Raw genomic sequence first — 26257 nt, 5'->3', positions numbered from 1 at the left:
GTCATATTTCTCCAGAAAACGCATACGGTGCCACATGGATTCTTCGATAATGGCTTTCACAATCGAGAATAAAAGCATTGAACAGCACTGCCCCTTTTATATTCGTGGGTTGCTGCATCTTTTTTATATAGGTGGTGTATCTTTTCTGGTTATGCTGAAGGATTTGCTTTGCCATGGGCATGGAAAGACCTTTTTTATAATTTTTAATCAGGAGGGGCCGATCGACGACCATGCTGTTGTGCTCCAAAAAGGCGATGATCTGATCCAGCTCATTTTTGTCCGGCAATATGGTCAATACTTTTAACGGCTTTTCAAAGGGCTTTCGGGCAAGGGCTTCTCCCCAAAAAATACCATCCTCCCTGGGCTCAAAAAGGAAAAGCTTGTCATTGTATCTGGATATCTGAACGGGTGTACTTTTATGGGAGCTGAACTTGTCTACACCCATGGTCACATAGTAATCCTGATTTTCAAATCTGATGGTCTTCTGCTTTGATACCGTGGCTTTTGTTTTTCTAAATCCATATTTCATGTGCTCCTTGACCTGATCAGTACAAAAGGTCAGTGTGCTGGTAAATGTTTTAAAAAAGTCTGTGAGCTTTTTATCCGGCACCCAGGCACTGACTTTTCCTTTTTCAGAGAAATAGTGGCGTGTACAGTTGTGTTCATGGCGATATTTCTCCATAAGTGAGCTTGTTTTTAACTCATCCAAATTTATATCAAGGAGGGTAACGGTGATTTTTTCTTGTTTTCCTTTTTTGAAGATGTACCCGGGCTCTGTCTTTACGATCCTTTTTTCAAACGCCTTGATGATTCGGATTTCAAAATTATGAAGGCTGCGGTGGGATGATTCCAGGTGAGCCTTATCCTTGGGAGCATGGATCCTTGAGAAATCAGGTTCCATATAAAACCCGTTCGGGGTGGAATGTTTCAAATTCAAGTCGTTGATGGGGCGCTTAAGATTTAAAAAGCCCTTGGCATTATCCGGCCGGATACGAATCTTTTTTTGGGGAAATGGCCTATCCAGTAAAAATTTGGTGAACAGGTTCACGGAGTTCCAACTGCTTTCGGAAAAATACGCATCCAGGACAAACATATAACGAGAGCCCGTATCATAAAATTCTATGACCTGGGGCTTTTGCCAATGACCCTTGTCGTTTCTGATCTTAAAATATCTAAAAATACAGCCATCCATCTGGATCAGATCAAACACCGGTTCTGGTTTAAAACTATTTTTGACCGGAATATCGTCCTCGAAATCTGGTTTATTCAAATATGATTTGAGGTTTTCACGGTAAACACAGTGCCTGAGGGCATGGATGGAGATCCTCTTTTTGAACTCTTTCTCAAGCCAGTGGTGATAATTTTTAATGGTTCTTGCCTTATGGGTAATAAAGATGAACCGTTGGCTTGACGGATCACACGACTCTTTTACCATTTCTATAAAACGTCTGCGGACCTGTTCGGAGAAAGAACGGGGACGTCCACTGCACTTGCGGCCCTCCATGACCTTCTTTTCCACAAGTAGGAGTGGCCCCGGAATAATGCCGGTTTTTTGATATTGATCTTTGTAATATTTTTTACTTGCTCGTTTGGCCGAGCCTTTTTTGTTCATGATCTTTTTATGGAGCAAAAGATTGAAACGGTCATCAAGCGTCAGAGTAGGTATGACCTTCAGGTTATCCGTGTCCATTGCCGTTCTCCCTTGTCAATATTTTTTCCCGAATGACCCGGTTCCACAATAGCCCAGCCTGGCGAGATGTCTTTTGCCAGTGATCCTGTTGGGCCAGTCGAACCTGGTCAAGCATTGCCTGGACAGCATCCATATAGGCTTTGCTGACCTGATCGGTTAAATCCACAGGTTCGTCTTTACTGCCGGTGTCGTTTTCTTTTGCGGAATCAATGAACTGTTTGATGTTTGGTGCGGTTATCTCCATGGCGGTTTTTAAAAATGCCTTCCATATTTTACGCTGTTCGATGGGATCCAATGGGGCCAGGGGGCGCACCTGGGATTCATTGTTGGGAAGAATGTCTCCAATTGGAGACAGATTGTTGATAACCTTATAGGATTCTATCAGGCGATAAGCTTGGGCTCTGCCCATATCCCAGCGCACTCTGGCATAAGTTTCAAAACTACTGAAAAGATTGAGTTTATACAGCCGGGTATCTTTTATCTCTTTCAGAGCTTTGCCTATTTCATGGAAATGACTCTGATTACGGGCAATAAGATTCTCCAGACGGGTCAACCGATCCTGTTCCATTATCCTAATCCTCCCGGCATGGTCTGGCCGATGCCTCCGATAAAATTTTGCAACCCCTGTCTGGCATCTTTGTTCTGATTCGGAACTTTGACCATCAGGCGTTTTAAGAACAGAACGCTCTCTTTAAACCCGATTCTCTGAACAGTCATCACAAGATCGATGGTGTTGAAGTTTCTTTCACATCGAAAGCACCGGGCCAGGTTGGTGGCTGGGTTTATGGCTGTCTGGAATTCATTACAGATCGGGCACAGAAAACGGAAAAAGCCTTCACTGATTTTTGATGGCATTTCCAGTTGCTCCCTTATCAACATTTCCACAGGGATAAAATTTCTTAATTCAAACAACTCTTGGGATGAAAATTTTTTTGGCATGGGTCCTCACATTTGTCGGGGTTATCAAGGAACTTTGCCTTAAACTCAAGGCAAGGTGTAAAAAATCCTATTTTTAAACTACTATAATAGCCCCATCCTTGTCTGTTGTGTCTTAAACGCCTTTAGGTATTAGTCCGTTCGTATCTCCTTTGTTTTCAGAGGTTTAGGTTAATGATGTGTCTTAAAACCCTAAGTCGATTACTTTGTTGGGATATCAATGAATTACAGTTGGTTAAGCCTATGATGCGTCTTGAAACTCCGATTCTATTAGTCGAGGTTTTTATCCATAAACACCCCCCCCTATCTGAACGCAGTTTTTGAATCGTATGACTGATTCAGTATTTGCCAAGCTACATATTGGATGACGATCATATTTCTTGTTCCATACTCGTTTTCTAAAATTTCATATGGCAATACGGGCTTTGCCAGGCAGTTGGGCGGGGGGTGTTCATGGGGAGGTATGCTGGATTTAAATTCCTTAGAAGATTCTTCCTCAATCTTTTCTAATTTTTTACCCAGATAGTTATTTTTAAAATATTCACCGTTTTTTTTGTTCCATTTTTGACAGTTTCTTCGGTGCTGTTCAGTTTTGCAGGCAGACCTTCCGCATGTCGTCTGTCGTCCTTTTTGGCGGACATCCGGCTTAAACCATTTGCGGCAAATACAGCAGGGGCGTTTTCCACTTGAACTTTTTGCCATTATATTTTCTCCAAATTTAAATCTGGATGAAAATATAGTCCTAAAAATTGATTTTGTCGTAAAAGCGGCGGGGTAAGCGGGGTATGATTTATTTTCTATTTGGCGGGGTATTTGCGGCGGGCTGCCCTAATCATAGCGTTATAGTATTTTGCGAACGATTTGGGGGGTAGGCGTTAGAGTATTCGCATCTTAACAATCAAACCGGACCGGGCCTGCCGCAGGGTATTCATATCCATGTTCAGCTGCTTCATGATTGATTTATCCGCGTAGTAACTCAGCCCCCGGGCATCCGCAACACAGACTAAGAACAGATACAAGGCCGATTGTTCATGGCTGCATGACTCAATGTACCGCTGCCGGACCAACCGGTGATCGATCCAGCTGAAGCTTTTGGGAATTTTACGAATTCTATTTTTCAGAACCGGTTCTTTTACAATCATGCTTATCTCCTTTGTTTTGGGGTAGGAACAATAAAACTTCCTGCCCGAATTGTTCCATACGAAGGAGGGTCCTGGCTATGTCATCTTGTAACGTTGAACCGATAAAACTGGATATTAAACCAATTATTACAGCTGGTTGTACGGTTAAGTGATCTTGTAACGCATAAGATGACTGTATGGAAATATCCTCTTTGTTTTCAGCAGGTTGTAAAGGTAAGTGATCTTGTAACGCAATCGAAGGTTTTTTGCGTCGACTATACCCCGGGTTCTTTTTACGCCATTTTTGAACCCGCTCAACATTATCCGGACCAGAAAAATATCCCTGGTTCTCAAGCTTGGTTAACCATTTTTTCTGACTGGCCGCCTTGCTGGCCTTTCGACATTCAGGCTTTCGGCAATATTCTTGCTTGTTGATATTCCTGGGATCGGGGGGAAACAATTCATTGCAATTCTGGCACTTTCGCTGTTCATTCTTTTTCATTCACAACCAGCCTCCACATATCATCGTCCAAGATGTAGATATGGTTATGCCTGAAAAAGATTGTCAGTGAAACGGGAAGAAGATGAAGAAAATCTGTTTAAAAAAATTGAAATCAGGAAGAAAATAAAAAGAAGAAGGGTACATCTTCAAACCAGGAAGAATATGGCACTTTCAGGTCGCCCCTCACAGCCTCAAATGATCTTCATTCAAAACAACAAGATGGTTAAGACAATCATTCTTGATACTCCCGATCAGTCGCTCGCAATATGGATTTTGCCATGGACTTTGTGCTGTGGTTTTTACTTCTGTTATTCCCATACCTCGAACTCGATTTTGAAAAACCTTGCCATAAATTCCGTCACGGTATCTTAATAAATATTTCGGTTCTGAATCCCATGGACATGCTTCAACGATCTGCTGTGCTGTCCATTCGGCACTTGGATTCTCAGTCACATTGAAATGAACAATTTTACGATTCTCATGCAACAGAACAATGAAAACATATAATACCCGGAATGTTGCAGTAGGTACGGTGAAGAAATCTATCGCAACTGTATTGTGCATATGGTTTTCTAAAAATGTTCGCCATGTTTGGGAGGGAGGCTTTCCTGTCCTGAATCGTTTCAAATAATTTGAGACCGTTGTTTCATCAATTTTGATACCCAGCGTCAACAACTCTCCATGGATGCGCGGGGCTCCCCATGTTGGGTTTTCGTTGGCCATTGTCTTAATAACTGACCTTTCGCTTATTTTTTAGAGGTATTTGAATTAACGAGGCTCTTTGCACTGGACAATTAAGGCCAGCCGTGTCATGGTCATCATAAAACCCATTACCTGGAGGTTTATGATGGCCCCAAAAATTGAGAGAATCGATACGATACCGCTTATCATCGCAACCCTTGAAAAGATGAACGTTCAAAAAACAATTGACAGTATTTTTATTGCTCATGGTAACTGGATCGGTCTCAGCTATGGTCAGTTGACGGTTTTGTTCGTAACCTATGTGTTGCATTCCTTGACCCATCATTTTTACGGGGTGGAATCCTGGGCAAATCAACATAAAACAGTTATAGAACGTGTGACAGGCTGGAACGTGGGTGAAAAAGATGCCACAGACGACCGCCTGGGGAAACTTGCACAGGTGTTTGGAGAAAACGACGAATACATATCAGAGTTTCAGATTCAGATGGGGCAAGGCATTATCTGTGCTTACCAGTTACCGACAAAAATTGTTCGCTATGACACCACGGCTTTCAATGTGTACCATGACCCAGAGAGCAGAAAGAACGGTATCTTGGAATTTGGTCACAGCAAAGATCATCGGCCAGATCTTCTTCAATTCAAACAAGGCCTTGCAACATTGGACCCGTCTGGGGTTCCCATTTTAAGCGAAACTCTTCCGGGGAACCGTGCTGATGACCCCTGCTATTTCCCAGCCTGGCAGCGTATGGTGAAAACCATCGGCAACCCTGATTTTTTGTATATTGCAGATTGCAAGGCAGCCGCCCTTGAAACCCGTGCTGCAATAGATCATGAAAAAGGATATTACCTTTTTCCATTACCAATGACCGGTGAGATTCCCCGTCTTATCAAAGAGTTGGTTTTGAACCCTGGGCAAGCCTTTCAAGAGATTGTGTTGCTCCCAAAAGATGAAGACCAAAACGAACGGGTGGTAGGCAAGGGATTTGTCGTGAATCAGCAAATGGAAAAACAGCTCGAAAGCGGAACAGTTCATCGATGGCAGGAAAGATGGATGGTTAGCCTGAGTAATAGCCATGCGCAGCGTCGGAAAAAATCGTTTCAAGATCGTTTGGACAAAGCCGAAAGCAAATTGGCTAAACTTAAGGCAAAGACCAACGACTCCGTAGATTCTTTTAAGCTCAAAGCCGAAAAGATATTGCAGGCATGTAACGTTGAGGCCTATTTTCATCTTGAAATCAACGACTCCGTAACCTTGCAGAAAAAATATATTGGTAGAGGACGCCCAGGGCCAAACACCCCTTTCAAAATGGTGGAAGTCCTGAATTTGGACTTAATGGTAAATCGAAATGAAGAGGCGATTGAAGAATTCAAAGCGTTGGCTGGTTGGCGGATCTTTGCAACCAATGTTGACGAAAACAGTATGACGCTTAACCAAAGCACACAATACTACAGGGATGAGTGGCTTGTAGAACGGGGTTTCCATCGACTAAAAAAAGGGCATATCCCTGTACTGCCTTTATTTTTACGTCTGCAGAAAAGAATCAAAGGCTTGATGGTAATGTTGACCATTGCCCTTCAGGCATTGACCCTGATGGAATTTGTCGTCCGCAGGGAGTTATCCAAAGCAGATGAACCTATTGCAGGGCTTGTTCCCGGAAATCCAAAAATGAAGACAAAACGCCCCACTGCAGAACGATTGCTTTCACAATTTGACAGCCTTCACCTTTTGATCGAAGAAAAGGGAGAAAAAATTTCCGGTGTCGTGGTTGAAGAATTGACGGCTTTACAGAAAAGAATCTTAACGCTTCTGGATTTGCCAGAAAAAACCTATGACCTTTCCTTCGTGGTCGGAAAAAAAAATTAGGCGTACAAAAATGAGCGAAACCCAAGTAATAAGGTTTCTGATTTCAATTGATATTTTAGGTCTTCCGGGTCCTCTTTTTCGAGATTTCCAGGTCCAGAAAAACTTGAACCCTTTACGATGCCAGCCGATTACGGTTTCAGGTTTTACAATTATAACGGCATCTTTCCAGTTTTTCCAATATCGTGATAATAAAATCCAAAATAATCGATCTCGCAATCGAATTTTGGGTCGTTTATTGGAATGATGGTATATGGATAACTGATGGCGTAGCGCAATATTTTCCATAGCGAGGGCAGAGTGATTTTTAAAAAGCGAAATCAGGATTGAAAACAACAAATTCAGCAAAATCTATGATTTTTCCATTCAGTAACATCTTTATTTTGATATTCAGTGTATGTATTTCCCCTGAAAATGAATTCAAATATCAGAATGAATATTTATTCTTTGATAATAATTTTGTCAATGATTACAGTTGTTACCTAATTTTTCGGAGGGACAGGGTAGGCGTTAGAGTATTCGCATCTTAACACATGATCTAATATTGGCAAACCACAGTTTTTGTACGGACCAATTCCGTACTTATTGACAAGGCGTTTAGAATACTATACTCTTAATAAAGTACGGAATAATTACGTACGAAACAAAGAGGAGGACAACAATGGCTACCACTCGCCTTGACATGAGATTAGATCAAGAGATTAAAGCAAAAGCTGAAAAAGCGTCGGCCTTGCTTGGATTAAAAAGTCTTACTGAATATATTGTCAAACTAATTGATGAAAACGCAACCCAGGTGATTGCTCAACATGAAAGTATCATCGTTGAAAATGATATTTTTGATCTTTTTATTAGTGCTTGTGAAAAAACTCAAAAACCAAATAAAGCTCTGCTGGATGCGAAATCTTTTGCCAAAAAGCAAGGGATCAAATGAGTTGGGCTAAAGAATTCATAGAGCTTGACAAGGCTATCCACGATCGGGCTTCATTTGATTGCGGTGAAGTTGAATTAAATGAATTCATCCGAACTAAGGCTGCAAAGCATATGATCGCAGGCATAAGCAGAACAATGCTATTGCCCGCCTCCGTTCCACTTCCTAACGGTAAATACCCCATTTGTACCTTTTATACAATTGCACCTAGTTCTATTAGCAGAGGAACTTTACCAAAAAAACTTATGAAAAAGTTGCCACGTTATCCTGTGCCAGTATTTTTACTTGCTCAGTTAGCTGTTCATTCAGAATATCATGGTCAAGGTTTGGGGAAAATCACCCTAATAAAAGCACTTGAATATTTATGGGAAATAAATTCTCACATGAGAGCCTATGCAATTATCGTCGATTGCATAAATGAAGCTGCTGAGAATTTTTATTCAAAATACGGTTTTGAAGTATTGTGCTGCCAAAATAGTAAGGTACGAATGTTCATGCCAATGAAAATTGTAGGGCAATTATTTCAACAATAATATTCATATCGTACCAGATGTTCGATTTTACAACTTAAAAATGCACCGGATTTCACCGGTGATTTTCGTGTTGGACAACCCACTAAAAACACGAGGGAAATTACGTGAAATATAAGGCTGTTATTTTCGACTTAGACGGGACGTTGCTTGATACCATAGAAGACCTTGCAGATTCAATGAATCGTGTTTTGCATGATAGAGGGTTTCCAACACACCCGACAGAAGCATTTCGCTATTTCGTCGGTAGTGGAATAGCCATGCTTGTGTCACGCGCACTGCCACTGGATAAGCGTAATGATACGCTGGCAGCAGATTGTTTGGAGGCGTTCAAAAGGGAGTACAACTGTAACTGGAACAAGAAGACCAAGCCGTACAAAGGGGTATCAGAATTGTTAGATGCCCTTACTGCAAAACATACTAAGATGGCTGTGCTTACAAACAAACCTCAACATTTCGCTGAGCTCTGCGTTCGGGAGTTTCTTTCCAACTGGAAATTTGCAGTGATACTTGGCCAGAGAGATGGATTTCCCATTAAGCCTGATCCCACGGGACCACGAGAGATAGCCCGGCGTTTGGATATTCCATCACAAGAGTTTCTCTATCTTGGTGACAGTGATGTTGATATGATAACGGCTATTGGCGCCAACATGCTCCCAGTTGGCGCGATGTGGGGATTTCGTTCAAAGAAGGAGTTGCTGGAAGCTGGTGCAGTTAAAGTCATTGGTTGGCCAACGGAACTTCTGGAATTTGTGGACTGATTGCCCAACAAATCGCTAAACTCGCGTTGCCAAAAGCCGCGCCGCTTCGCTCTGCAACTTTTGGCAACCGGTTAGCTCAAACGTTATACACCTGTTTATTTTGAAATGATCTTTCAGGCACTTAAGAAAGTGGAAATGAAAAAAACTGCTTAGGAAAAATGTTCATTTCTATTTGGCCACATCAATAATTTCGTCCGTGCCGAGTTCAATCGCTATTTTTTTCAACGCCGTGAAAATTGATGCTTTCGGCAAGCTCTGCCACCACAAAAAGCCAACTACCATCGAAAAGCAGAACGTCGTGCGAATGAACCGCGACACCCTCTATTCCAACGGGGTTTTTGATTTCGATGCTGCACCTCTGACAATAAACATGCCTGACCCCGGACAGAGATTTATGTCTTTACAGGTCATATTCCAAGACCACTACACGGTGGACGTTGTTTATGCGCCAGGTCTTCAAGCTTACACAAGGGAGAAGGTGGGAACACGCTATGCGTACCACATTTTTCGCACATTGGCAGACCCGCAAAATCTGGATGATCTAAAAGCGGCCAATACCCTTCAAGACGCGATCAAAGTAGAGTAGAGAAAAAGCGGCATCTTCGAGGTACCGATCGCTGCAATTTATACCTCAGTATTTCCAATGTTATCACCGGAAAAAAACTGACCCACCCACCACCGGTTTTTTGACCCACCCTAAATAAAAAATTCAATAATTGCATATACTTATGCATCTTGTTCTTTTTCTTAAAACCGGTGATTTCTATATTTTTTTCTTTAATATTTTTAAGTTACTGAAATAATTGACTTATTTTGACGATGTGTTTTGTTGCCGCAGGCAACCGCTAAGATTAATAAGAAATAGCTGAATGTGGGCGTTTGCAATGCCTTTAAATCATGACATATATTTTTCAGGGTGGGTCACTATAAAGCCCTTTGGTGGGTCAGGAATTAACCGGTGATAACAATTTCCAAAAAACAACGACGGGAAGACGCCATATCCTTTGGTGGATAAAGACATTCCTGTGGACGGTTTTTGGTCCATCAGCGTTTATAACGCCAAAGTCTTTTTCGAGAAAAACGATTTTGCGGCTCACTCAATCAACAACTTGACAGCCAAACCAGATGCGGACGGATCATTCTCCATTCTCTTTGGCGGTGACCCGGCAGGTGTCCCAAACTACTTTCCGATTACATCCGGTTGGAACTACACCGTCTGCCTCTACCGCCCGAAAAAGGAAGTGATCAACGAAACTTGGAAATTCCCGGAAGCACAGCCAGCGAATTAATACATGCATTCCGTAAAAATATTCGATTCTGGATTCCTTCATTATAATGAGATAATATCTATTCCTTTTTCCTTTGCGGCGGCCTTGACAATTTTATCAAGTTCTCGATGGATTTCAGGTGTCAGACTTCTGGGCTCATGGTTTTTCAATATTTTTTCTGCCTGAGCTTCTGCCTTTTCCATGATGCCTTTGCTTCCCTTGGCCATCCAGGCATCCCTTGATTCACGCGAGATAAGGGGAGGCGTAAGCAATTCTGTGCGGCAATGCTTTAATGTGTGGGGATGGGAAAGAAAATTATTGGGAAAATGGCCGACTTGTTGGAACAATTCCAATTCCATCGTCTCTTTACGGACTGTGATACCTTCAATGGAACGCCCAATCATTTGAAACACTTCACAGTCCAGCATCAATTGGGCATCAGACCAGATCGTATGATTTTGAATCATTCCTGCTCCCCATATAAGATTAATGCCAGCCAAGGCTTCCAACTGTCCTTGAAGGGCTTTCTCAAAACCTGATTGGGGGTCATAAATTTTGCTGTCGGTATTTGGACCATAGATCATGCTGTGAATACCGTAATATCTTGCAAGCTGTGCTGAAGCCACGGTTAACATCCCCAATTCAATACTTCCGGAGGCCAGGGTGCCGTACCGCATGTCCATGGGAAGGGTGAAACAGCTGTACATCACTCCGGTCCCGGGGCGGAGTAATTGAGTGACCACCAGCATTGAAAGAATTTCGGCATTCATCAGCGCTATTGTACTGGACAAAGTCACCGGTGCACTGGTTCCAGGACTGGCCATGGACTGAAGGATAACAGGTAGACCCGCCTGGCACGCAAGTTTAATGGCATCAATCTGTTCTGAGTGCCAGCTCAATGGGGATGATGAAGATGCTTGAATCAAAACGTCCTGGCCCGTCAAACGCCCTATTTCAATGCCCCATTTCACACTATCTTCCATTGCACCCAGAGCAAATATTTTGGCACTGTTACGCAGGCACAGTGCATAATAACAAACCAGATTAATCTCCACGGGGCAATCTGAAATAAATCCCAATCCTGCGTTGGCACCGGCCATAATATCTAATGCATCCGTAAGCCTGAGTGTTTTCTCTGCGTCTGCCACTGTTCCAGGCCTTAATTTTCCTGTTTTGATGTCCATTATTTCCATACCGCTGCAAGGGCCAAAATGGACCCTTTTAGGCTCAAAGAGCAAATCATTTTTTCCGTTTGCAGATTTTAAAGTAAATTCTGAAGGGCAGGTATTTAAGGCTTTTTCAATCAATTCAGAGGGAAGCTTTGCGATCTTTTTTTTCATATTGACACGACAGCCATGGTCAGCCAATAAGCTCAATACAGCATCATCCTCTATAAATACACCGATTGTGTCAAGCAGTTGAAGACTCATCTGATGAATGAGCTCAATTTCATTCTGATCAATAACTTTCAAAGGCTCTTTACAATAAAAACTTTGAGACATCATTTTCCCTTTCTGTTTTCTATTAATTTAGTATCGCAGATTTTATAACTTGAACGAAATAGCTTGCCTTTTGGCCCATCTACTGCGTTGCATCAAAGGCCCAATAGGGCCGAGCTATTAAACCTTTAATGCGCCTCTCACTACTGGTTGGTCAACGCACCAACGGCTGCCGTGCGTACCGCCACCGATGATTGCGCATTGTCTGCTAAAAATTCCTGGCCGTCTTTGATAAAGATTGCACGCCACTGGGTCTCGTTTATGCGCCTGGGACAAAGGTCTTTCAGTTGAAAGGAAAATCCTTTGGCTTCCAGTATTGCAGATAGTTCCGGAGCAGCATGAATGTCATGGGCAGCATGGGTGGGAACTGCTTCACCAAGGTAATGTTTGAGTTGCTTTTCCTGTAATTCGGGTATGGATTCTGATATTGTGGTCTCCAATATGATGGTTTTGTGTGCGGGCATGAAGTTAACGTCTCCCTGCATGGGGGATATTCAACCACTAAATGCAGTCAGGGTCAATCGTTTTGAGAATTTTATGAATATTTTAGAGGAATTAAACCCGTTTTCTTCAAGTTTTGGTATGTTTAGTCACCTCAAGCTGGACTGAAAAGGAAACCCGCCCCCCGGGGGAATTTCCTTTTCACAGTGAATAATAAATTTGCAATTTTTATTGCAAAGAAACTCAAACAAGCGCCCCTGCTTCCACTTATATTGTTGTGAACAACATAAGCAAAAAATGGGCACCCTTCATTCCTACTTTACACTTTCATGTGGTGCCTTCCCATTTTGCAGTGATCATTCTTAAAAAGTGTAAAGTACTTTTAGAGTCAAATGAAGGATGCTAAAAAATGAAAATAAATCCATTTTTTCGACGCCAAATAGTTACAAATTTTTAACCGCTCTGGTTATAATCAAATTCGTTTAGGTTTTTAGAACTTATAATATATCAATAAATTATTTTGATATATTATAATTAGATATTAATAATATTTAAAATCAAAATTACAATATTTATTCGATACGGTATTGATGGCAAGCGATCAACATGATACAGGATTAAAATGGTTTTTAAATTAAAAATGTTCGGGTATGTTTTGATTTGGGTGGGATGAAAACGGTATCCCTGGGGAATCGGCCTAAAAAAATAAACAACATTTTTTTCACAGTGGAGGTCAAAAAACGTGATTCAGTCTTCAAATATTCAAACCAAAGCCGTTGGGATGAAAATCCTGACCGAGGACCAGATCTGGGAAATCAAACAGGCGGCCTTTGATATTATTGAAAAGGTGGGGTTTAAATGCCAGCACAAAGAGGTTCACAAGATGATGAAACAGGCAGGTGCCTGGGTGAAGGAAAACAACATCAAAATACCTCGATATATTGTTCAAGAGTGTCTGGTGACAACCCCCAAGGGATGGACCATCTTTGACAGGAATGGCCGTCGGGCCATGGAGGTGGAAGGGGAAAAAAGTCATTATGGGACCTCCACAGCCAGTCCCTTTACACGGGATGCATTCACCGATGACATCCGCAAGACCACCATCAACGATATCGCCCTGGGTGCCAGGGTCGCAGACGCGCTTCCCGGAATCGATTTTGTCATGCCCATGGGAACGGCCCAGGATGTACCGGCAGATGCGGCAGAAGTTCATGAATTTGAAGCCATGGTTTCCAATACCACCAAACCTTCTGTCTTTATCGGCTACACAGCGCTTGGCTGCGAATATGTTTACGAGATGGCCGCTGTGATTGCAGGGGGCCAGGAAAACTTAAGCCAGAAGCCCTTTCTTATCGCCTACCCCGAAGCCATTGCCCCGCTTTTTTTCCCCAACGAAGTGGTTGAACGAATCTTTGTGGCAGCCGACCGGTTTATGCCCCAGCTGCCCGGCTCAACCGTCCAGGCAGGGGCAACCGGGCCGGTTACCCTGGCAGGAGTGATCACCCAGATCACGGCGGAATCCCTTATTCATATCACCATTGCCCAATTACGCAAACGAGGGTGCCCTGTGGCCATGAGCGGCAATGTGGGTATTCTGGATATGAAGACCGCTCTCATGGCAATGGGGGCGCCGGAAAACAATCTGGCCCTGATTGCCCAGGCAGAGGTGGCACGATCGTTTGGACTGCCCACCTGGGGCCTGGCCGGTGCAACCGATTCAAAACTGCTCGACGCCCAGTCGGGCCTTGAAAGCGCTTTTTCTATATTGAGCCAAGGTCTTTCCGGGCTCAATCTGATCCATGATATGGGTTATATGGCCTCGGGTATGGCCTGCTCTCTGGAACAGCTGGTAATGGGCAATGAAATTGTGGGCATGACCAAACGCTTTGTTGAAGGGATTACCGTCACCCGGGAAACCATTGCCCGGCAAATCATAGAAGATGTCGGACCGGGCGGTCATTTTTTGGTCCAGAAGCATACCGTGGACCATTTTAAACAAGAGCTGTGGACTTCCAAACTGCTCAACCGCCAGACCATTGATGCCTGGAAGACATCCGGCAAACCGTCCATGGAAGACCGGGTAAAGCAGGAAGTTCGGGAAATTTCTGAAACACACCAGCCAGATCCCCTGAGCGACAAAATCATATCCGAGCTGGATCGATTGAAACGGGAAGGGGAAAGGGAAATTCTTGCCAAATTGGAAAAAGGATAAGCAAAAATCATGGTCAATGGGTGCAGCAAACCTATACTTGTCTGCGGTTTGATAACAGCCAGGGGCAAGGATATGAGATCTCCAGAGAACGGGCCAAACAGATTGGGGGTCCATTCCAACAAAAAAAGGTTGATGCAATCGGGTGAATTGGGCCGGGATGACAAGGGCAAACTGATGGGGCCATCTGCAATTGCTGCCCGGGCTGCTGTTTTCCCCATTTGCCGGCCCGGAAAATGCCATTGAGATGAAGAAAATATGATAGCCATATTAACCAAACAAACCGTAAAAAGGGAGGGAAGTATATAGCCACACCGGTCCAGAAAATCACCGTCCGCGACTGGATTCGGAAACCCCCAGGTGCCAGGAACCGGCTTCTTCCTGCATGATTTTGTCCATGATGCTTGTTCTGGCGTCATCCAGCTCTTTTTGAAGGGCTTTCTTAGCACCCATTGGATCATGGGCTTTCAGCCGTTCTATGAGTCGGCCATGGACATTGCTCATGATTTTTCCCGAACGGACAATAATCATAAACCGCGCCAACCGATCGTGTAGATGTTTGATTTGTTTGGCCAGTTCCTGGTTACCCGAGGCCTGGGCAATCAGAAAATGAAAGTTTTTATTTTCTTCGGTGTACCGGGCATAATTGGCATCGTCATCTGTTGTAAACCCTTCATGTACGTTTTCAAGACGGATAACCTGCTCATCAGAGATTTTTTCTGCCGCACGTTCAACAGCTGCCAACTCGAGGATTTGTCGAAGCTCCAGCATATCATTGAGTTCTTTTAAGCTCACCAGGGTAATATAGTAACCCGATCTTGGTTTTATGGTCACCAGATCTTCCTGACTGAGCATTTGCAAAGCATCCCTGACAGGTGTGACGCTGGTCCCGAATTCATTTTTTAAAATGTCAATGGATAGCCGTTCTCCTGGTTTTTTCTGACCGGTAATGATATCGGCTCTGATCCGCTGATATATGGTGTGCTTGGTTTCATTGCCTATTTTTCTGGGCATGGAGTTTCTCCTGTTCGGTAATTTGATGCAGATGTGTCTATATAATAGTCCGTTTTTAATATCAATAATTTAATTGTTGTAGCTTATAGAATTGAATTTTGATTAGTTGATAAATATATTAATCAATATTAGTATTATTTATTGATATATCAAAATCAATAAAAAGTGATTTCAAAATACATATTTTAGGGGATCGGAAATTTTAAAATACACCAATAGGGCGCTGGATTTTAATTTTTCCGAGTCCCTTAATCTGTGCAGTATTCATTATTTGCGGATGGGTGGCCGGGAGCTTCGGGTGAAGGCTGGAGCAGCAGGAGAGGGCAAAGACCTTTTGCCCCGGATTTCAGCCCCGTTCGAAGCCCCTCTGGTCATGGACTGTTCTTATAACCCACATGTCCTAGCGGACACAACGAAATATGAAACACGATGATACAGGGCAGGCGATAGTACCATTCCGCCCCCTTTGGTTACCCTGACCGGAACGGTAAACGTCGGGGGGATTTCTGCCCTTCCAGACTAAAGCGCAGGAACTGCGGGCTAAAGTCCTCAAACAGCCTGCGCTTCTTAACGCCTGGAAGGGCAAAAATCCTATCCCCTTTGGTTTACAATGTTCCGATCAGGGAAACCAAAGAGGGCTCGAAAGTCGAGACTTTCACAATGATGTTTCGACATGCGTTTCTTATAAACCGCTAAAACAAACTACGAAAGGAAAAAGAGATGAAGGTATTGATAATCTTTAACCGTGAGCCATACGACAATACCGATGTGACTTGGAACGGGTTGCGCTTGGCAAACGGGGTCAAACGGTCAAACGGGTCGGACCAAGCAAAAGCTTTTAACCGTTTGTTTTTATGCGAATAGTTTTGTTTAATTGGACAAAACCGGCTCTTAGATGCCCCCTTTTGATCGTGAAATGGGTGTTCTAAGAGGAGATTGAGGCCAAAATAAACGTCAAAAATATAAATTGTGATACTTATTAAAACCGGAATGACACCTGGTCTTTTTTAGTGTTGACAAAGAAAAAGAGAACTTGTACGCACTAGTCTATAATAGTACAAACAATACAAGACAATACCGGGTGGAACAGACCGGATAAGCAGCATACAGCCAATTTGAGACCGGAAAATGGGTTTACATAACCCAAAAAAAAATGAGGGAATGGATCCTGATGAAAGTTGGATATATTGTGCCCTAACACGGCTTTTTTAAACCCATCACTAAGAAAGGAAACCCCATGAAATCAAGTCACTTGTACCGTTTTATTCTTGGATGGATTGCAATTTTCGCGATCATTTCAAGTTCCAACGCCATGGCGGCAACAGCCACCAAAATCAGAATCGGATCCCAGCCCGTAAACGCTTTGGATCCCCACTTTATCGCCAGTATCGCAGATATTCTGGTCACAGAGCAGATGTATCATCACCTCACCTTTATCGATCCCAGCAACAACCCGGTCTCTGATCTGGCCCTCAGCTGGGAGTCCCCGGACGGCAAGGTCTGGACCTTTACCCTGGATGACGGCCCTGTTTTCAGCAACGGTACGCCGGTAACAGCAAAGGATGTGGTCTTTTCCTACAATCGCCTCCGGGACCCGAAAATCGGCGCCCCCACGGTAAAACTCTATGAAAATGTTTCAGAAATAACCGCTCTGGATGACCACACCGTCCGTTTCACCCTGAACCAGCCCAACCCGGACTTCCCTTCGGACGCGGGTGATTTCCACGCATGTGTCATCCCGGACGGCACCAAGAACCCTGGAAAAGCGCACATCGGTTCCGGCCCTTACATGATCAAATCCTATTTCCCCGAAGACCGGCTGATCCTGAAAAAAAATCCCCATTTTAAAGGCAAGGTCAACCTGGATGAAATTCATTTTATTTTTTCTCCTGACATTGGTGGTCAGATCGAAGCCCTCCGGGGCGGAGAGCTGGATTTTGTGGGCGGTCTGACCACAGAATTTGCCGAAACCATTAAAAATGCCTCCAACACCAAGCTGCTGCTCAACTCCGCCAATATGCACTGGGTCATTCACATGAGAAGCGATGCCGGACATGTGGCGGCTGACAGCCGTGTGCGCAAGGCCTTGAAACTGGCCACGGATCACCAGTCCATCATCAATGCCGTTCGCCCGGGCCTGGCCTCCGTGGGCAACGGGTTCTCCCCTGTGGGACCTGCCTTTGCCGGACTTCACCTGGTTGAAAAACCGGTCATGGACCTGGAAAAGGCAAAGGCTCTGCTGGCGGAAGCCGGTTTTGCCAAGGGCCTCACCATTGATTTAGTGGCCCAGAACCAGTTGGATGTCATCCCCATTGCAACGGTCTGGAAGGAACAGATGTCCAAAATCGGCGTCACCGTCAATATCCAGGTAATCCCCACCGATGTCTATTACGGCGAAGGTGAAAATTCCTGGCTCAAATGTGATTTCGGCATCACGGACTGGGGGTCACGGGCAACACCGGTTACCTATTTCAACCTGGCCTATGTGAGCGACGGTCCCTGGAGCAGTTCCCACTGGAAGGATGCCGAGTTTGATGACCTGGTCCATCAGGTGGGCATTGAGATGAAACTGGACAAACGTACCGAGCTGTATCATAAACTCCAGCGCATTCTCATTGATCGCGGGCCGGTCATTGTGCCCTATTTTGAAAAAGCCGTGGTGGGTGTCTCCAAGAACCTGAATGGGGTTGAACTGCCGTCGGACTGGGCACGGACCCGGTTCTGGAACGCAAGTATCACCCGTTAACCCCCTCAGCTGCCGGGACAGCCTTGCAAGCATCGACCAAGGCTGTCCCCGAAATAAAAAAGGAATGCCTGATGAACCACACCGAGTCCAAACGATTGTCCTCTGCAGACGAAGCCGCACTCCTTGCAGATGCAGGGGTGCCGCCACGGGCCTCTGCCTGGCGCACAAACTTGAAACGCCTGGGGCGAAATCCCCTGGCCATGACCGGGACCTGTGTGTTCGGTTTCTTTCTTCTCATGGCATTTATCGGGCCCTGGGTGAGCCCCCATGAATTCCAGGCCCAGGATATCGCCAGCCGGCTCCAGCCTCCCAGCACCACCCATTTTTTCGGAACCGACCAATTCGGCAGGGATATCTTCAGCCGAATCGTTACCGGTAGCCGGGGTATTTTTCTTCTGGGTGGCACCGGCACCATCCTGGCCGGAATTGTCGGCATCACCCTGGGACTTTTGGCCGGTTACCTGGGCGGATTGTGGGATGAAATTCTCATGCGGATCCTGGACATTTTACTGGCTTTCCCACCCCTTCTTCTGGCCCTGGTCATCGTTTCCAGTGTCGGGCCCAACATGGGCAACCTGATTCTGGTGGTTGCCATTCTCTATGTTCCTGTTCTGGCCAGGGTTACCCGCAGCATGGTTTTGGACATCAAAACCAAAGAATTTGTGGAATCCGCCATCACCCGGGGTGAAAAACAATCCCATATACTGTTCCGCGAAATTCTGCCCAATGCCATTCCTCCGCTGCTTGTGGAACTGGCCATGCGATTCTCCTATGCCATCTTCCTGGTGGCCTCCCTGGGGTTCCTGGGACTGGGTGTTCAACCCCCATCACCGGATTGGGGGCTGCAGATCAATGAAGCAAGATCTTACTTTACCCGGGCCCCCTGGATGCTGCTCTTCCCGGCCGGGGCCATATCCCTCCTGGTGGTTTCCACCAACCTGATGACCGACGGACTTCGGGACATACTCAATCCCGATGCGGGAAAGGGGACCTCATGAACACTTCAAAGGGCACCGCTCTGGACATCCGCAACCTGACCCTGGGGTATCGAACCGAAGACACAGAACTGGATGTCGTCCGCCAGGTTTCCCTCAGCATACGGGCCGGCGAGAGTTTTGGCCTGGTCGGGGAATCCGGATCCGGAAAATCCACCCTGGCCATGGGCGCCATCGGCTATATGCCCGATAACGGATATATGCGTACAGGAGAGGTCTTTCTCAAGGATCGCCGCCTCACCGGCCTGACCCGGCCGGAGATGACCCGGATTTGGGGAAAGACCATTGGCGTGGTTTACCAGAATCCTCTCACCGCCATGAACCCGTCTCTGACCATCGGACAGCAGATGGTCGAGGCCGCAAAATCCCATACCGACCTGTCCCGGGTCCAGGCCCTGGAACTGGCACATGAGATGCTGACCCGGGTGGCCATGCCCAAACCAGAAGCCATTGTAGCCCAGTACCCCCACCAGCTGTCCGGGGGCATGCTCCAGCGCTGTGTCATTGCCATGGCCATGATCAACTCGCCGGACCTGCTCATCATGGATGAACCCACCACCGCCCTGGATGTCACCAGCCAGGCCGTGGTTCTGGATCTGGTGGCTGACCTGAGAGAAACCTTTTCGTCTACCATTCTCTACATCACCCATGACCTGGCCGTGGTGGCAAAGATCTGCCAGCGCATCGGCGTGCTGTATGCCGGTGAACTCATGGAAGTGGGAACCATACATGACATTTTCAACCGGCCGGCCCACCCCTACACCCTGAGCCTTTTGGGATGTGTGCCCCACTTTGATGCCCAGGCCAGACGCAGGGCCATGGACAGTATCCCCGGGCGCATCCCCCGCATGGACGAGCTTCCCCAAGGGTGTGTGTTTGCCCCCCGATGCCAGTTTGCGCTTCCTGAATGTCACACAAAACAGCCCCGGCTTGAGACCGTTGACAAGGAGCACCAATCGGCCTGCATCCGCCATGCCCATATTCTGGGTCTGGCCCGTGACACCCGTCAGATGAAGGCTTACCCCACACCCAAACCCGGCAAACAGGTGCTGTCCATCAGCTCGTTGAAAAAATACTATCCCGCTTCCGGCTCTTTCTTCTCTTCCCGGAACGCCAAGATGGTCAAGGCGGTGAACGGGGTGAACCTGACCCTTGACAAGGGGTTCACCATGGGCATCGTGGGGGAAAGCGGATGCGGAAAAACAACCCTGATCCGAACCATTATGGGCCTATTATCTCCCACCCAGGGAGAGATCCGCCTGGACAATATCGCCCTGGCCCCCCGGGTGGCCGACAGACCCCTGGACACCCTGAGAAAAATTCAGATGGTGTTCCAGAACCCCGAGGCCTCGTTGAACCCGCGCCATACCATCGCCCAGTCCATCCAGCGTCCCATGGTGCAGCCGGGGATACTGAGCCGCCGGGAGATCATCACCCGAACCTTTGCCTTACTGGAAGCCGTCAACCTGCCGGCCAGCTATTACAACCGGATGCCCGGGGAACTTTCCGGGGGTGAAAAGCAGCGGGTGGCCATTGCCAGGGCATTTGCGGCCGATCCCAGTGTGGTGCTTCTGGACGAGCCCTTGTCCGCCCTGGACGTGTCAGTCCAGGCCTCTTTGATCAACCTGCTCTTCGAACTCCAGCACCTGAATAAAACCACCTATTTGTTCATCTCCCATGATCTGGCAACGGTCCAGCACCTGTCCGACTGGATTGCCGTCATGTACCTGGGCCGGATCATGGAAACCGGACGATCCGACAAGGTGTTTGCCCCGCCCTACCATCCCTACACAGAGGCCCTGCTGTCCGCCATTCCCGTTGCCGACCCCAATATCCAGCAGCAACACATCCGGCTTGAAGGCAGTGTGCCCAGTGCCATGGAAATCCCGGACGGCTGCCCCTTCCATACCCGGTGTCCGAGAAAGCGGGGAAGCCTGTGTGAAACCCAGGCCCCCCCCCAGCAGGAAGGCCTGGATGGCCACAGCATCTGCTGCCATATCCCCATGGAGGAACTGGGCCGTATCCAGGCTGCAGCCTTTGTTCCAACCCAGAAAACACAGGAGGCACCCCTTTCATGAAACAATTTATCCTAAAACGCTTCGGGTTTGTCCTGTTGACCCTCCTGGTCTCGTCCATCCTTATTTTTATCGCCACCCAGATACTGCCCGGGGATGTGGCCCGGATGATTCTGGGGCGGTTTGCCACGGACGAGGCCCTGGCAAATCTCAGAGAACAACTGGGGCTGAACCGACCTCTGCTGGTTCAATACACAAGCTGGTTATGGAATTTTATCCAGGGGGACTGGGGCGTTTCCCTCAGTACGGACAGTCCTGTAATGGAACTTGTGTTCAGCCGGCTTAAAAATTCGGCCATGCTGGCGGTGGTGGCCTTTGCCATGTATGTCCCGGCAGGCATTTTTTTGGGGCTCATCGCTGCCTTTCGGCGGAATCGGTTCCTGGACCATATTATCTCCGTGGGCTCGCTTGCCTTTATCGGCCTGCCGGAATTTGTGACCGGTGTTATCCTGGTATCGGTTTTTTCCATCAAACTCCACTGGTTCCCGGCCAACGCTGCCATTAATCCGGAAGCAGGGTTTTTGGAAGCCCTGCCCAAACTGATCCTGCCCGCCATTACCGTGTGCATGGTCAGTCTGGCCTACATCACCCGCATGACCCGCTCCAGCACCCTGGGGGTCCTGGCCATGGACTTTGTGCGAACCGCATATTTAAAAGGACTTCGGCCCTACCAGGTTTTGTTCTGGCATGTACTGAGAAATGCCCTGCTGCCAACGGTTACGGTGGTGGCCATCGGCGTGGGATGGCTCATTGGCGGGCTCATTGTCACCGAATCTCTGTTCAGTTACCCGGGACTGGGACGGCTTCTGTTGTTCGCCATCCAGCGCCAGGACCTGCCGCTTATCCAGGCATCCACCCTGCTTCTGGTATCCATTTTCTGTGTGTCCAACCTGGCCGCAGACATTCTCTATGCCTGGTTAAACCCGAGAATCCGGTACTGATGATTTCAAATTACCCGTCACTTATGACGACAGCAAGCTTAACCCTACTACACCAAAATGTTCGCATATTTCTAAGGAGTCTAACATGTCAAATTTTGAAATTGGTTTTGAACCCACGCTTACCTTCCTCAGTGATGAAAATAAGCAGAAACTCTATACCTCAGCCCTGAAAATCATTGAAGAAACCGGCATGATCGTATTGCATGACGGTGCTGTAAAACTGCTCAAGGATGCCGGCTGCAGCGTGGAAGAGACCGGCAAGGGTAGCCGGATCAAAATCCCCGCCGCCCTGGTGGAAAAAGCAAGAAAAACCGTTCCCAACAATATTGCAATCTATGACCGTGAGGGCAACCATGCCATGGATCTGGGAGGGCGCCGGTCGTATTTTGGTACGGGTTCCGACCTGCTCTGGTCTGTGGAGTCAAAAAACATGGAGCGCCATCATACCGGTCTGGCAGACATCAAAACTGCGGCAAAGGTGTGCGATGCACTGCCGAACATCGATTTTATCATGTCCTTTGCCCACCCCCATGACATCACCCCTTCCCGATCCTATCTTGAAAGTTTCAAGGCAATGGTGGAGAACTGCACCAAACCCATTGTCAATACAGCAGAAGGACGAAAGGACCTTGCGGCCATGTGGGAAATCTCCAAAGTGCTCCGGGGCGGAGAACAACAATTGCGGGAAAAACCTTACTGGATTCAGTACGCGGAACCCATCAGCCCGTTGAAACATCCCTTTGACAGCTTGGATAAACTGATTTTCTGTGCGGAAACCGGCTCTCCGGTAATCTACTCACCGGCCCCCATTGCCGGTTCCACAGCCCCCATGACCATTGCCGGGCATATTGTACAGGGACTTGCAGAATCTTTTTTCGGCATGGTGGTTCATCAACTGGCCGCACCCGGGGCTCCCTTTCTCATGGGAATCGGCGCTGCTGTTCTGGACATGGGCACCAGCCAATGCTCCTACAATGCACCCGAGTACATGATGACCTATATGGCCATGGTGGAGATGAGCAATTGGCTCGACATCCCCAACTGGGGCTACGGCGGCACCAGTGATGCCCCGATTCCGGATATGCAGGCATCCTATGAAGCCGGCCTGGAAGCCTTCATGTCCGTTTTTGCGGGGTCCAACCTCAACCATGACGTGGGATACCTTGATTTTGGACTCAGCGGCAGTCTGGAGATGATCATAATTGTCAATGAGATGGTGGATCAGATCAGACGGATGCATAAAGGGATCCCCATTAACGATGACACCCTTGCACTGGACGTGATTCCAAATGGCGCTGCCCAGGAACATTTTCTGACCCAGCCCCACACCCTTAAACATTTGAGAAAAGTGCAATGGACACCGGAACTCTTCTGTCGCAAGAGCCATGAGAAATGGGTGGAACAGGGTCGAACCTCCCTTCTTGACCGTGCCCGCACCAAACTGAACAAGATTCTTGAAAATCATATCCCCCTGGCCATTGCCCCTGAAAAACAGCAGGCCATTGATGACATCACCGGTCAATTCATTTAGGAAAACATCCCATGACACGTATATTTCTGGATCGAGAAAAAATAACCAATGATGATCTGGTCGCTGTGGCCCGTTATAATGCTGTGGCAGATTTCTCTTCGGAAGGCGAGGCACGGGTGGAGAAAACCTCTGCCCTGATCCGCAGGTGGATTGCGGAAAAACGAGTGATTTATGGCATTACCACGGGGTTTGGTGCCCTTTGCAATGTGACCATACCCGAAGAGGATACCCAGCAGCTCCAGAACAATATCATCATGAGCCATGCCGCAGGTGTGGGAAATCCCCTGTCCGAGGAGGTGGTCCGGGCGATCATGGCCTTAAGGATTCATGATCTGTCCATGGGATATTCCGGGTGCCGGATGAAGACCATCCGTCATATGCTGGCGTTTCTCAACAACGGCGTTTCCCCCATTATCCCTGAAAAGGGGTCTGTGGGTTCCAGTGGAGATCTGGCGCCCACGGCCCACCTCGGGCTGGTTCTCATCGGCCAGGGAGAGGCAATTTATCAAGGGAAACGCCAGCCCGGCGGTGACATCCTGCGACAGATCGGTCTTGAACCCCTGGTCCTGGAAGGGGGAGAGGGCCTAGCGCTTATCAACGGCACCCAGGTGATGACGGCCATTGGCGTCCTGGTGGTCAATGACGCCATCCAGCTCTCCAAAACCGCCGATATTGCCTGCGCCATGAGTCTGGAAGTGCTCATGGGGAGCAACTCTGAATTTGATCCGAGGATCCATCAAATTCGTCCCCACCCCGGACAGATTGCCACGGCCGACAATATTTTAAAATTGATTGCGGAAAGTGAGATCATTGAATCCCACCGGGGATGTGCCCGGGTTCAGGATGCCTATACCCTGCGCTGCGCCCCCCAGATTCATGGTGCCAGCAAGGATGCCGTTGCCCATGCAAAGCGGGTAATTGATATTGAGATCAACTCCACCACCACCAATCCCCTTATTTTCTCCGACACGGAAGAGGTGCGCCTGGGCGGCAACTTCCACGGGCAACCCGTTGCCATGGCAGCGGACTATCTGTCCATGGGTATTGCCGAGCTCGGCTCTGTATCCGAGCGCCGGGTGGAACGTCTGGTCAATCCCCAGCTCAGCGATCTTCCTGCTTTTCTGGTGAAAAACAGCGGGCTTAATTCCGGATACATGATTGCCCAGTATGTGGCGGCAGCCCTGGTCTCCGAGAACAAGGTACTTGCCCATCCCGCCTGTGTGGATTCCATTCCCACCTCTGCCAACAAGGAAGACCACGTCAGTATGGGCACCATCGGTATCCGCCAGAGCCGTGAAGTCCTTGGCAACGTGGAAAACGTGGTGGCCATCGAGCTGTTGTGTGCAGCCCAGGCCTATGACCTGATCACCGAAAAAAAACCCATGAAAGGGGGGCTTGGCACCCGGGTGGCCTATGGGGTGATCCGAAGCCATGTGCCCTATCTTGAAAGCGACAGGGATCTTTCCCGGGATATTGAAACCATGGTAAAGGTTCTCAGAAGCGGTGAAATCCTAGCAGCTGTGGAAAAAGCCATCGGCCCGATCTCCGGCAGTTGAACAAGAAATGCCCCCTATAAAGGGGGATAAATGCGTGGGCCAGAATGTTCCCAGGCCGGACAATGATCGTTATATTTATAAAGACATGGAACTGCTCAAGGATCTGGTTCACCATGGAGATCTCTTGTCCATTGCAGAAAAAGTGGTAGGGGAATTGGAGTTTTAATGGTTTTTAAACTCAGGAGGCAGATGAAAGATTTGACCGAGGAGCCCAAAGCACTTTACCAGCAGGTCAAGGCCCATATTTTAAAAAAAATTGATTCCGGTGAGTGGCTGCCGGACACAAAGATTCCTTCAGAAAACCAATTGGTAAAAACCTTGAATGTCTCGCGTATGACGGTCAACAGGGCCATGCGCGAGCTGTCCGAGGACGATCGCCTGGTTCGCATCCAGGGTGTTGGCACCTATGTTGCGCGTCCCAAGCCCATTGCCGCCCTGTATGAAATCCGAAATATTGACGAAGAGATCAAGGAATGGGGCGGAATTTATTCCTGTACGGTGATTCTATTGGCACAGGAAAAAGTGTTTCCCGAATTGGCAGTGGCCATGAAGATGCCAATGGGAACAAAGGTGTTTCATTCCGTCATTGTTCACAAGAGCAATGGTAAGCCCGTAATGCTGGGTGATCGCTTTGTGAATCCCCTGTTTGCCCCGGATTATCTGAAACAGGACTTTACAAAAATAACCCCGTCCAAATACCTCATGGGCATTATTTCTCCCACCGATATCGAACATATTATTGAAGCGGGTCTGCCCGATGAACAGACCCAGCAGTTGCTGGAGATCACCGCCCAAGACCCCTGCCTCTACCTCCATCGTCAAACCTGGAGCGGGGAAGGGGTGGTGACCCACAGCCGCATGATCTATCCCGGCACCACCTATAGAATCAGCGGCCGGTTTAAAACGGTGTTCAGCTATCACGAGCCTTCACTCGGTAAGGCTTAGCCGTCC

Annotated in this window: 24 protein-coding genes and 1 pseudogene; 15 read left to right on the top strand and 10 right to left on the bottom strand. The window is 47.3% G+C overall.

Annotated features, from left to right (window positions below):
• Window position 1: 1 nt before the first annotated feature.
• The 7 genes from HRM2_RS21870 to HRM2_RS21840 form a co-directional block, all read right to left on the bottom strand.
• Entirely contained in the window at window positions 2–1690 is a 1689-nt protein-coding gene (locus HRM2_RS21870) for an integrase (RefSeq protein ID WP_012663098.1), read from the bottom strand.
• On the bottom strand, window positions 1677–2258 hold the full coding sequence (locus HRM2_RS21865; RefSeq protein ID WP_012663155.1) for a hypothetical protein: 582 nt from the start codon (window positions 2256–2258) through the stop codon (window positions 1677–1679). The genes HRM2_RS21870 and HRM2_RS21865 overlap by 14 nt, the downstream gene beginning before the upstream one ends.
• Window positions 2258–2629, bottom strand: a complete 372-nt coding sequence (locus tag HRM2_RS21860; RefSeq protein WP_015906213.1) for a CHC2 zinc finger domain-containing protein — start codon at window positions 2627–2629, stop codon at window positions 2258–2260. The genes HRM2_RS21865 and HRM2_RS21860 overlap by 1 nt, the downstream gene beginning before the upstream one ends.
• Before the next feature lie 300 nt (window positions 2630–2929).
• Window positions 2930–3328, bottom strand: a complete 399-nt coding sequence (locus HRM2_RS21855) for a hypothetical protein (RefSeq protein WP_012663014.1) — start codon at window positions 3326–3328, stop codon at window positions 2930–2932.
• A 173-nt stretch (window positions 3329–3501) separates the two neighbouring features.
• Window positions 3502–3768, bottom strand: coding sequence for a hypothetical protein (locus HRM2_RS21850; RefSeq protein WP_232364116.1), 267 nt, complete (start codon window positions 3766–3768; stop codon window positions 3502–3504).
• On the bottom strand, window positions 3737–4249 hold the full coding sequence (locus HRM2_RS21845) for a hypothetical protein (protein ID WP_015906212.1): 513 nt from the start codon (window positions 4247–4249) through the stop codon (window positions 3737–3739). The genes HRM2_RS21850 and HRM2_RS21845 overlap by 32 nt, the downstream gene beginning before the upstream one ends.
• A 183-nt stretch (window positions 4250–4432) precedes the next feature.
• Window positions 4433–4972, bottom strand: coding sequence for an integrase core domain-containing protein (locus tag HRM2_RS21840; RefSeq protein ID WP_015906211.1), 540 nt, complete (start codon window positions 4970–4972; stop codon window positions 4433–4435).
• 124 nt (window positions 4973–5096) lie between these two features.
• Here HRM2_RS21840 and HRM2_RS21835 point away from each other — a divergent pair, with 124 nt between their 5' ends.
• From HRM2_RS21835 to HRM2_RS21810, 6 genes and pseudogenes are all read left to right on the top strand, one after another.
• Complete coding sequence (locus HRM2_RS21835; RefSeq protein WP_012662549.1) at window positions 5097–6815, top strand: IS1634 family transposase; 1719 nt, start codon at window positions 5097–5099, stop codon at window positions 6813–6815.
• 658 nt (window positions 6816–7473) lie between these two features.
• The gene (locus HRM2_RS21830; protein ID WP_015906210.1) at window positions 7474–7743 is read left to right on the top strand and encodes a type II toxin-antitoxin system TacA family antitoxin; all 270 of its coding nucleotides are present in this window, start codon (window positions 7474–7476) and stop codon (window positions 7741–7743) included.
• Window positions 7740–8273: a GNAT family N-acetyltransferase gene (locus tag HRM2_RS21825; protein WP_015906209.1), complete on the top strand. Its 534-nt coding sequence runs from the start codon at window positions 7740–7742 to the stop codon at window positions 8271–8273. The genes HRM2_RS21830 and HRM2_RS21825 overlap by 4 nt, the downstream gene beginning before the upstream one ends.
• A 104-nt stretch (window positions 8274–8377) precedes the next feature.
• A complete protein-coding gene (locus tag HRM2_RS21820; protein WP_015906208.1) occupies window positions 8378–9031 on the top strand; it encodes an HAD family hydrolase in 654 nt (217 codons plus the stop codon).
• A gap of 172 nt (window positions 9032–9203) precedes the next feature.
• Entirely contained in the window at window positions 9204–9617 is a 414-nt protein-coding gene (locus HRM2_RS21815; RefSeq protein ID WP_049770493.1) for a DUF1254 domain-containing protein, read from the top strand.
• Between the two features lie 409 nt (window positions 9618–10026).
• A pseudogene (locus HRM2_RS21810) lies at window positions 10027–10320 on the top strand (DUF1214 domain-containing protein); the annotation flags it as partial.
• Window positions 10321–10361: 41 nt separating this feature from the next.
• Here the strand turns inward: HRM2_RS21810 and HRM2_RS21805 are convergent.
• Both HRM2_RS21805 and HRM2_RS21800 read right to left on the bottom strand, forming a co-directional pair.
• The gene (locus tag HRM2_RS21805; RefSeq protein WP_232364114.1) at window positions 10362–11771 is read right to left on the bottom strand and encodes a trimethylamine methyltransferase family protein; all 1410 of its coding nucleotides are present in this window, start codon (window positions 11769–11771) and stop codon (window positions 10362–10364) included.
• Window positions 11772–11941: 170 nt separating this feature from the next.
• Window positions 11942–12262 (bottom strand): hypothetical protein, encoded by a 321-nt coding sequence (locus HRM2_RS21800; protein WP_232364113.1) that lies wholly within the window; start codon window positions 12260–12262, stop codon window positions 11942–11944.
• Between the two features lie 719 nt (window positions 12263–12981).
• Here HRM2_RS21800 and HRM2_RS21795 point away from each other — a divergent pair.
• Window positions 12982–14451, top strand: coding sequence for a trimethylamine methyltransferase family protein (locus HRM2_RS21795; protein WP_015906203.1), 1470 nt, complete (start codon window positions 12982–12984; stop codon window positions 14449–14451).
• A gap of 324 nt (window positions 14452–14775) precedes the next feature.
• Here HRM2_RS21795 and HRM2_RS21785 read toward each other — a convergent pair whose 3' ends face one another.
• Window positions 14776–15462, bottom strand: a complete 687-nt coding sequence (locus HRM2_RS21785) for a GntR family transcriptional regulator (RefSeq protein ID WP_015906202.1) — start codon at window positions 15460–15462, stop codon at window positions 14776–14778.
• Between the two features lie 1237 nt (window positions 15463–16699).
• Between HRM2_RS21785 and HRM2_RS21780 the strand changes: the two genes are divergently transcribed.
• The 8 genes from HRM2_RS21780 (at window position 16700) to hutC (ending at window position 26251) form a co-directional block, all read left to right on the top strand.
• On the top strand, window positions 16700–18208 hold the full coding sequence (locus HRM2_RS21780; RefSeq protein WP_015906201.1) for an ABC transporter substrate-binding protein: 1509 nt from the start codon (window positions 16700–16702) through the stop codon (window positions 18206–18208).
• Window positions 18209–18279: 71 nt separating this feature from the next.
• Window positions 18280–19206 carry an ABC transporter permease gene (locus tag HRM2_RS21775; RefSeq protein WP_015906200.1) on the top strand — a complete coding sequence of 309 codons (927 nt, stop codon included), beginning with the start codon at window positions 18280–18282 and terminating at the stop codon, window positions 19204–19206.
• On the top strand, window positions 19203–21281 hold the full coding sequence (locus HRM2_RS21770) for a dipeptide ABC transporter ATP-binding protein (RefSeq protein WP_015906199.1): 2079 nt from the start codon (window positions 19203–19205) through the stop codon (window positions 21279–21281). The genes HRM2_RS21775 and HRM2_RS21770 overlap by 4 nt, the downstream gene beginning before the upstream one ends.
• The gene (locus HRM2_RS21765) at window positions 21278–22219 is read left to right on the top strand and encodes an ABC transporter permease (protein WP_015906198.1); all 942 of its coding nucleotides are present in this window, start codon (window positions 21278–21280) and stop codon (window positions 22217–22219) included. The genes HRM2_RS21770 and HRM2_RS21765 overlap by 4 nt, the downstream gene beginning before the upstream one ends.
• Window positions 22220–22304: 85 nt before the next feature.
• Window positions 22305–23750: a trimethylamine methyltransferase family protein gene (locus tag HRM2_RS21760; protein WP_015906197.1), complete on the top strand. Its 1446-nt coding sequence runs from the start codon at window positions 22305–22307 to the stop codon at window positions 23748–23750.
• Between the two features lie 11 nt (window positions 23751–23761).
• Window positions 23762–25306, top strand: coding sequence for a histidine ammonia-lyase (hutH, locus tag HRM2_RS21755; protein WP_015906196.1), 1545 nt, complete (start codon window positions 23762–23764; stop codon window positions 25304–25306).
• A 7-nt stretch (window positions 25307–25313) separates the two neighbouring features.
• Window positions 25314–25472: a hypothetical protein gene (locus HRM2_RS27900; protein WP_232364111.1), complete on the top strand. Its 159-nt coding sequence runs from the start codon at window positions 25314–25316 to the stop codon at window positions 25470–25472.
• 23 nt (window positions 25473–25495) lie between these two features.
• Complete coding sequence (hutC, locus tag HRM2_RS21750) at window positions 25496–26251, top strand: histidine utilization repressor (protein WP_148214690.1); 756 nt, start codon at window positions 25496–25498, stop codon at window positions 26249–26251.
• Window positions 26252–26257: the final 6 nt, after the last annotated feature.

Origin of the sequence: Desulforapulum autotrophicum HRM2, from assembly GCF_000020365.1 — a bacterium.
Taxonomy (GTDB): domain Bacteria; phylum Desulfobacterota; class Desulfobacteria; order Desulfobacterales; family Desulfobacteraceae; genus Desulforapulum; species Desulforapulum autotrophicum.
This window is presented reverse-complemented; position numbering and strand designations above follow the sequence as displayed.

Bases quoted from the DNA above. Each gene is read 5' to 3' on its own strand.
- HRM2_RS21870 (WP_012663098.1), bottom strand. From the start codon at position 1,690: ATGGACACGGATAACCTGAAGGTCATACCTACTCTGACGCTTGATGAC.
- HRM2_RS21865 (WP_012663155.1), bottom strand. From the start codon at position 2,258: ATGGAACAGGATCGGTTGACCCGTCTGGAGAATCTTATTGCCCGTAAT.
- HRM2_RS21860 (WP_015906213.1), bottom strand. From the start codon at position 2,629: ATGCCAAAAAAATTTTCATCCCAAGAGTTGTTTGAATTAAGAAATTTT.
- HRM2_RS21855 (WP_012663014.1), bottom strand. From the start codon at position 3,328: ATGGCAAAAAGTTCAAGTGGAAAACGCCCCTGCTGTATTTGCCGCAAA.
- HRM2_RS21850 (WP_232364116.1), bottom strand. From the start codon at position 3,768: ATGATTGTAAAAGAACCGGTTCTGAAAAATAGAATTCGTAAAATTCCC.
- HRM2_RS21845 (WP_015906212.1), bottom strand. From the start codon at position 4,249: ATGAAAAAGAATGAACAGCGAAAGTGCCAGAATTGCAATGAATTGTTT.
- HRM2_RS21840 (WP_015906211.1), bottom strand. From the start codon at position 4,972: ATGGCCAACGAAAACCCAACATGGGGAGCCCCGCGCATCCATGGAGAG.
- HRM2_RS21835 (WP_012662549.1), top strand. From the start codon at position 5,097: ATGGCCCCAAAAATTGAGAGAATCGATACGATACCGCTTATCATCGCA.
- HRM2_RS21830 (WP_015906210.1), top strand. From the start codon at position 7,474: ATGGCTACCACTCGCCTTGACATGAGATTAGATCAAGAGATTAAAGCA.
- HRM2_RS21825 (WP_015906209.1), top strand. From the start codon at position 7,740: ATGAGTTGGGCTAAAGAATTCATAGAGCTTGACAAGGCTATCCACGAT.
- HRM2_RS21800 (WP_232364113.1), bottom strand. From the start codon at position 12,262: ATGCCCGCACACAAAACCATCATATTGGAGACCACAATATCAGAATCC.
- HRM2_RS21785 (WP_015906202.1), bottom strand. From the start codon at position 15,462: ATGCCCAGAAAAATAGGCAATGAAACCAAGCACACCATATATCAGCGG.
- HRM2_RS21780 (WP_015906201.1), top strand. From the start codon at position 16,700: ATGAAATCAAGTCACTTGTACCGTTTTATTCTTGGATGGATTGCAATT.
- HRM2_RS21775 (WP_015906200.1), top strand. From the start codon at position 18,280: ATGAACCACACCGAGTCCAAACGATTGTCCTCTGCAGACGAAGCCGCA.
- HRM2_RS21770 (WP_015906199.1), top strand. From the start codon at position 19,203: ATGAACACTTCAAAGGGCACCGCTCTGGACATCCGCAACCTGACCCTG.
- HRM2_RS21765 (WP_015906198.1), top strand. From the start codon at position 21,278: ATGAAACAATTTATCCTAAAACGCTTCGGGTTTGTCCTGTTGACCCTC.
- HRM2_RS21760 (WP_015906197.1), top strand. From the start codon at position 22,305: ATGTCAAATTTTGAAATTGGTTTTGAACCCACGCTTACCTTCCTCAGT.
- hutH (WP_015906196.1), top strand. From the start codon at position 23,762: ATGACACGTATATTTCTGGATCGAGAAAAAATAACCAATGATGATCTG.
- HRM2_RS27900 (WP_232364111.1), top strand. From the start codon at position 25,314: ATGCCCCCTATAAAGGGGGATAAATGCGTGGGCCAGAATGTTCCCAGG.
- hutC (WP_148214690.1), top strand. From the start codon at position 25,496: ATGAAAGATTTGACCGAGGAGCCCAAAGCACTTTACCAGCAGGTCAAG.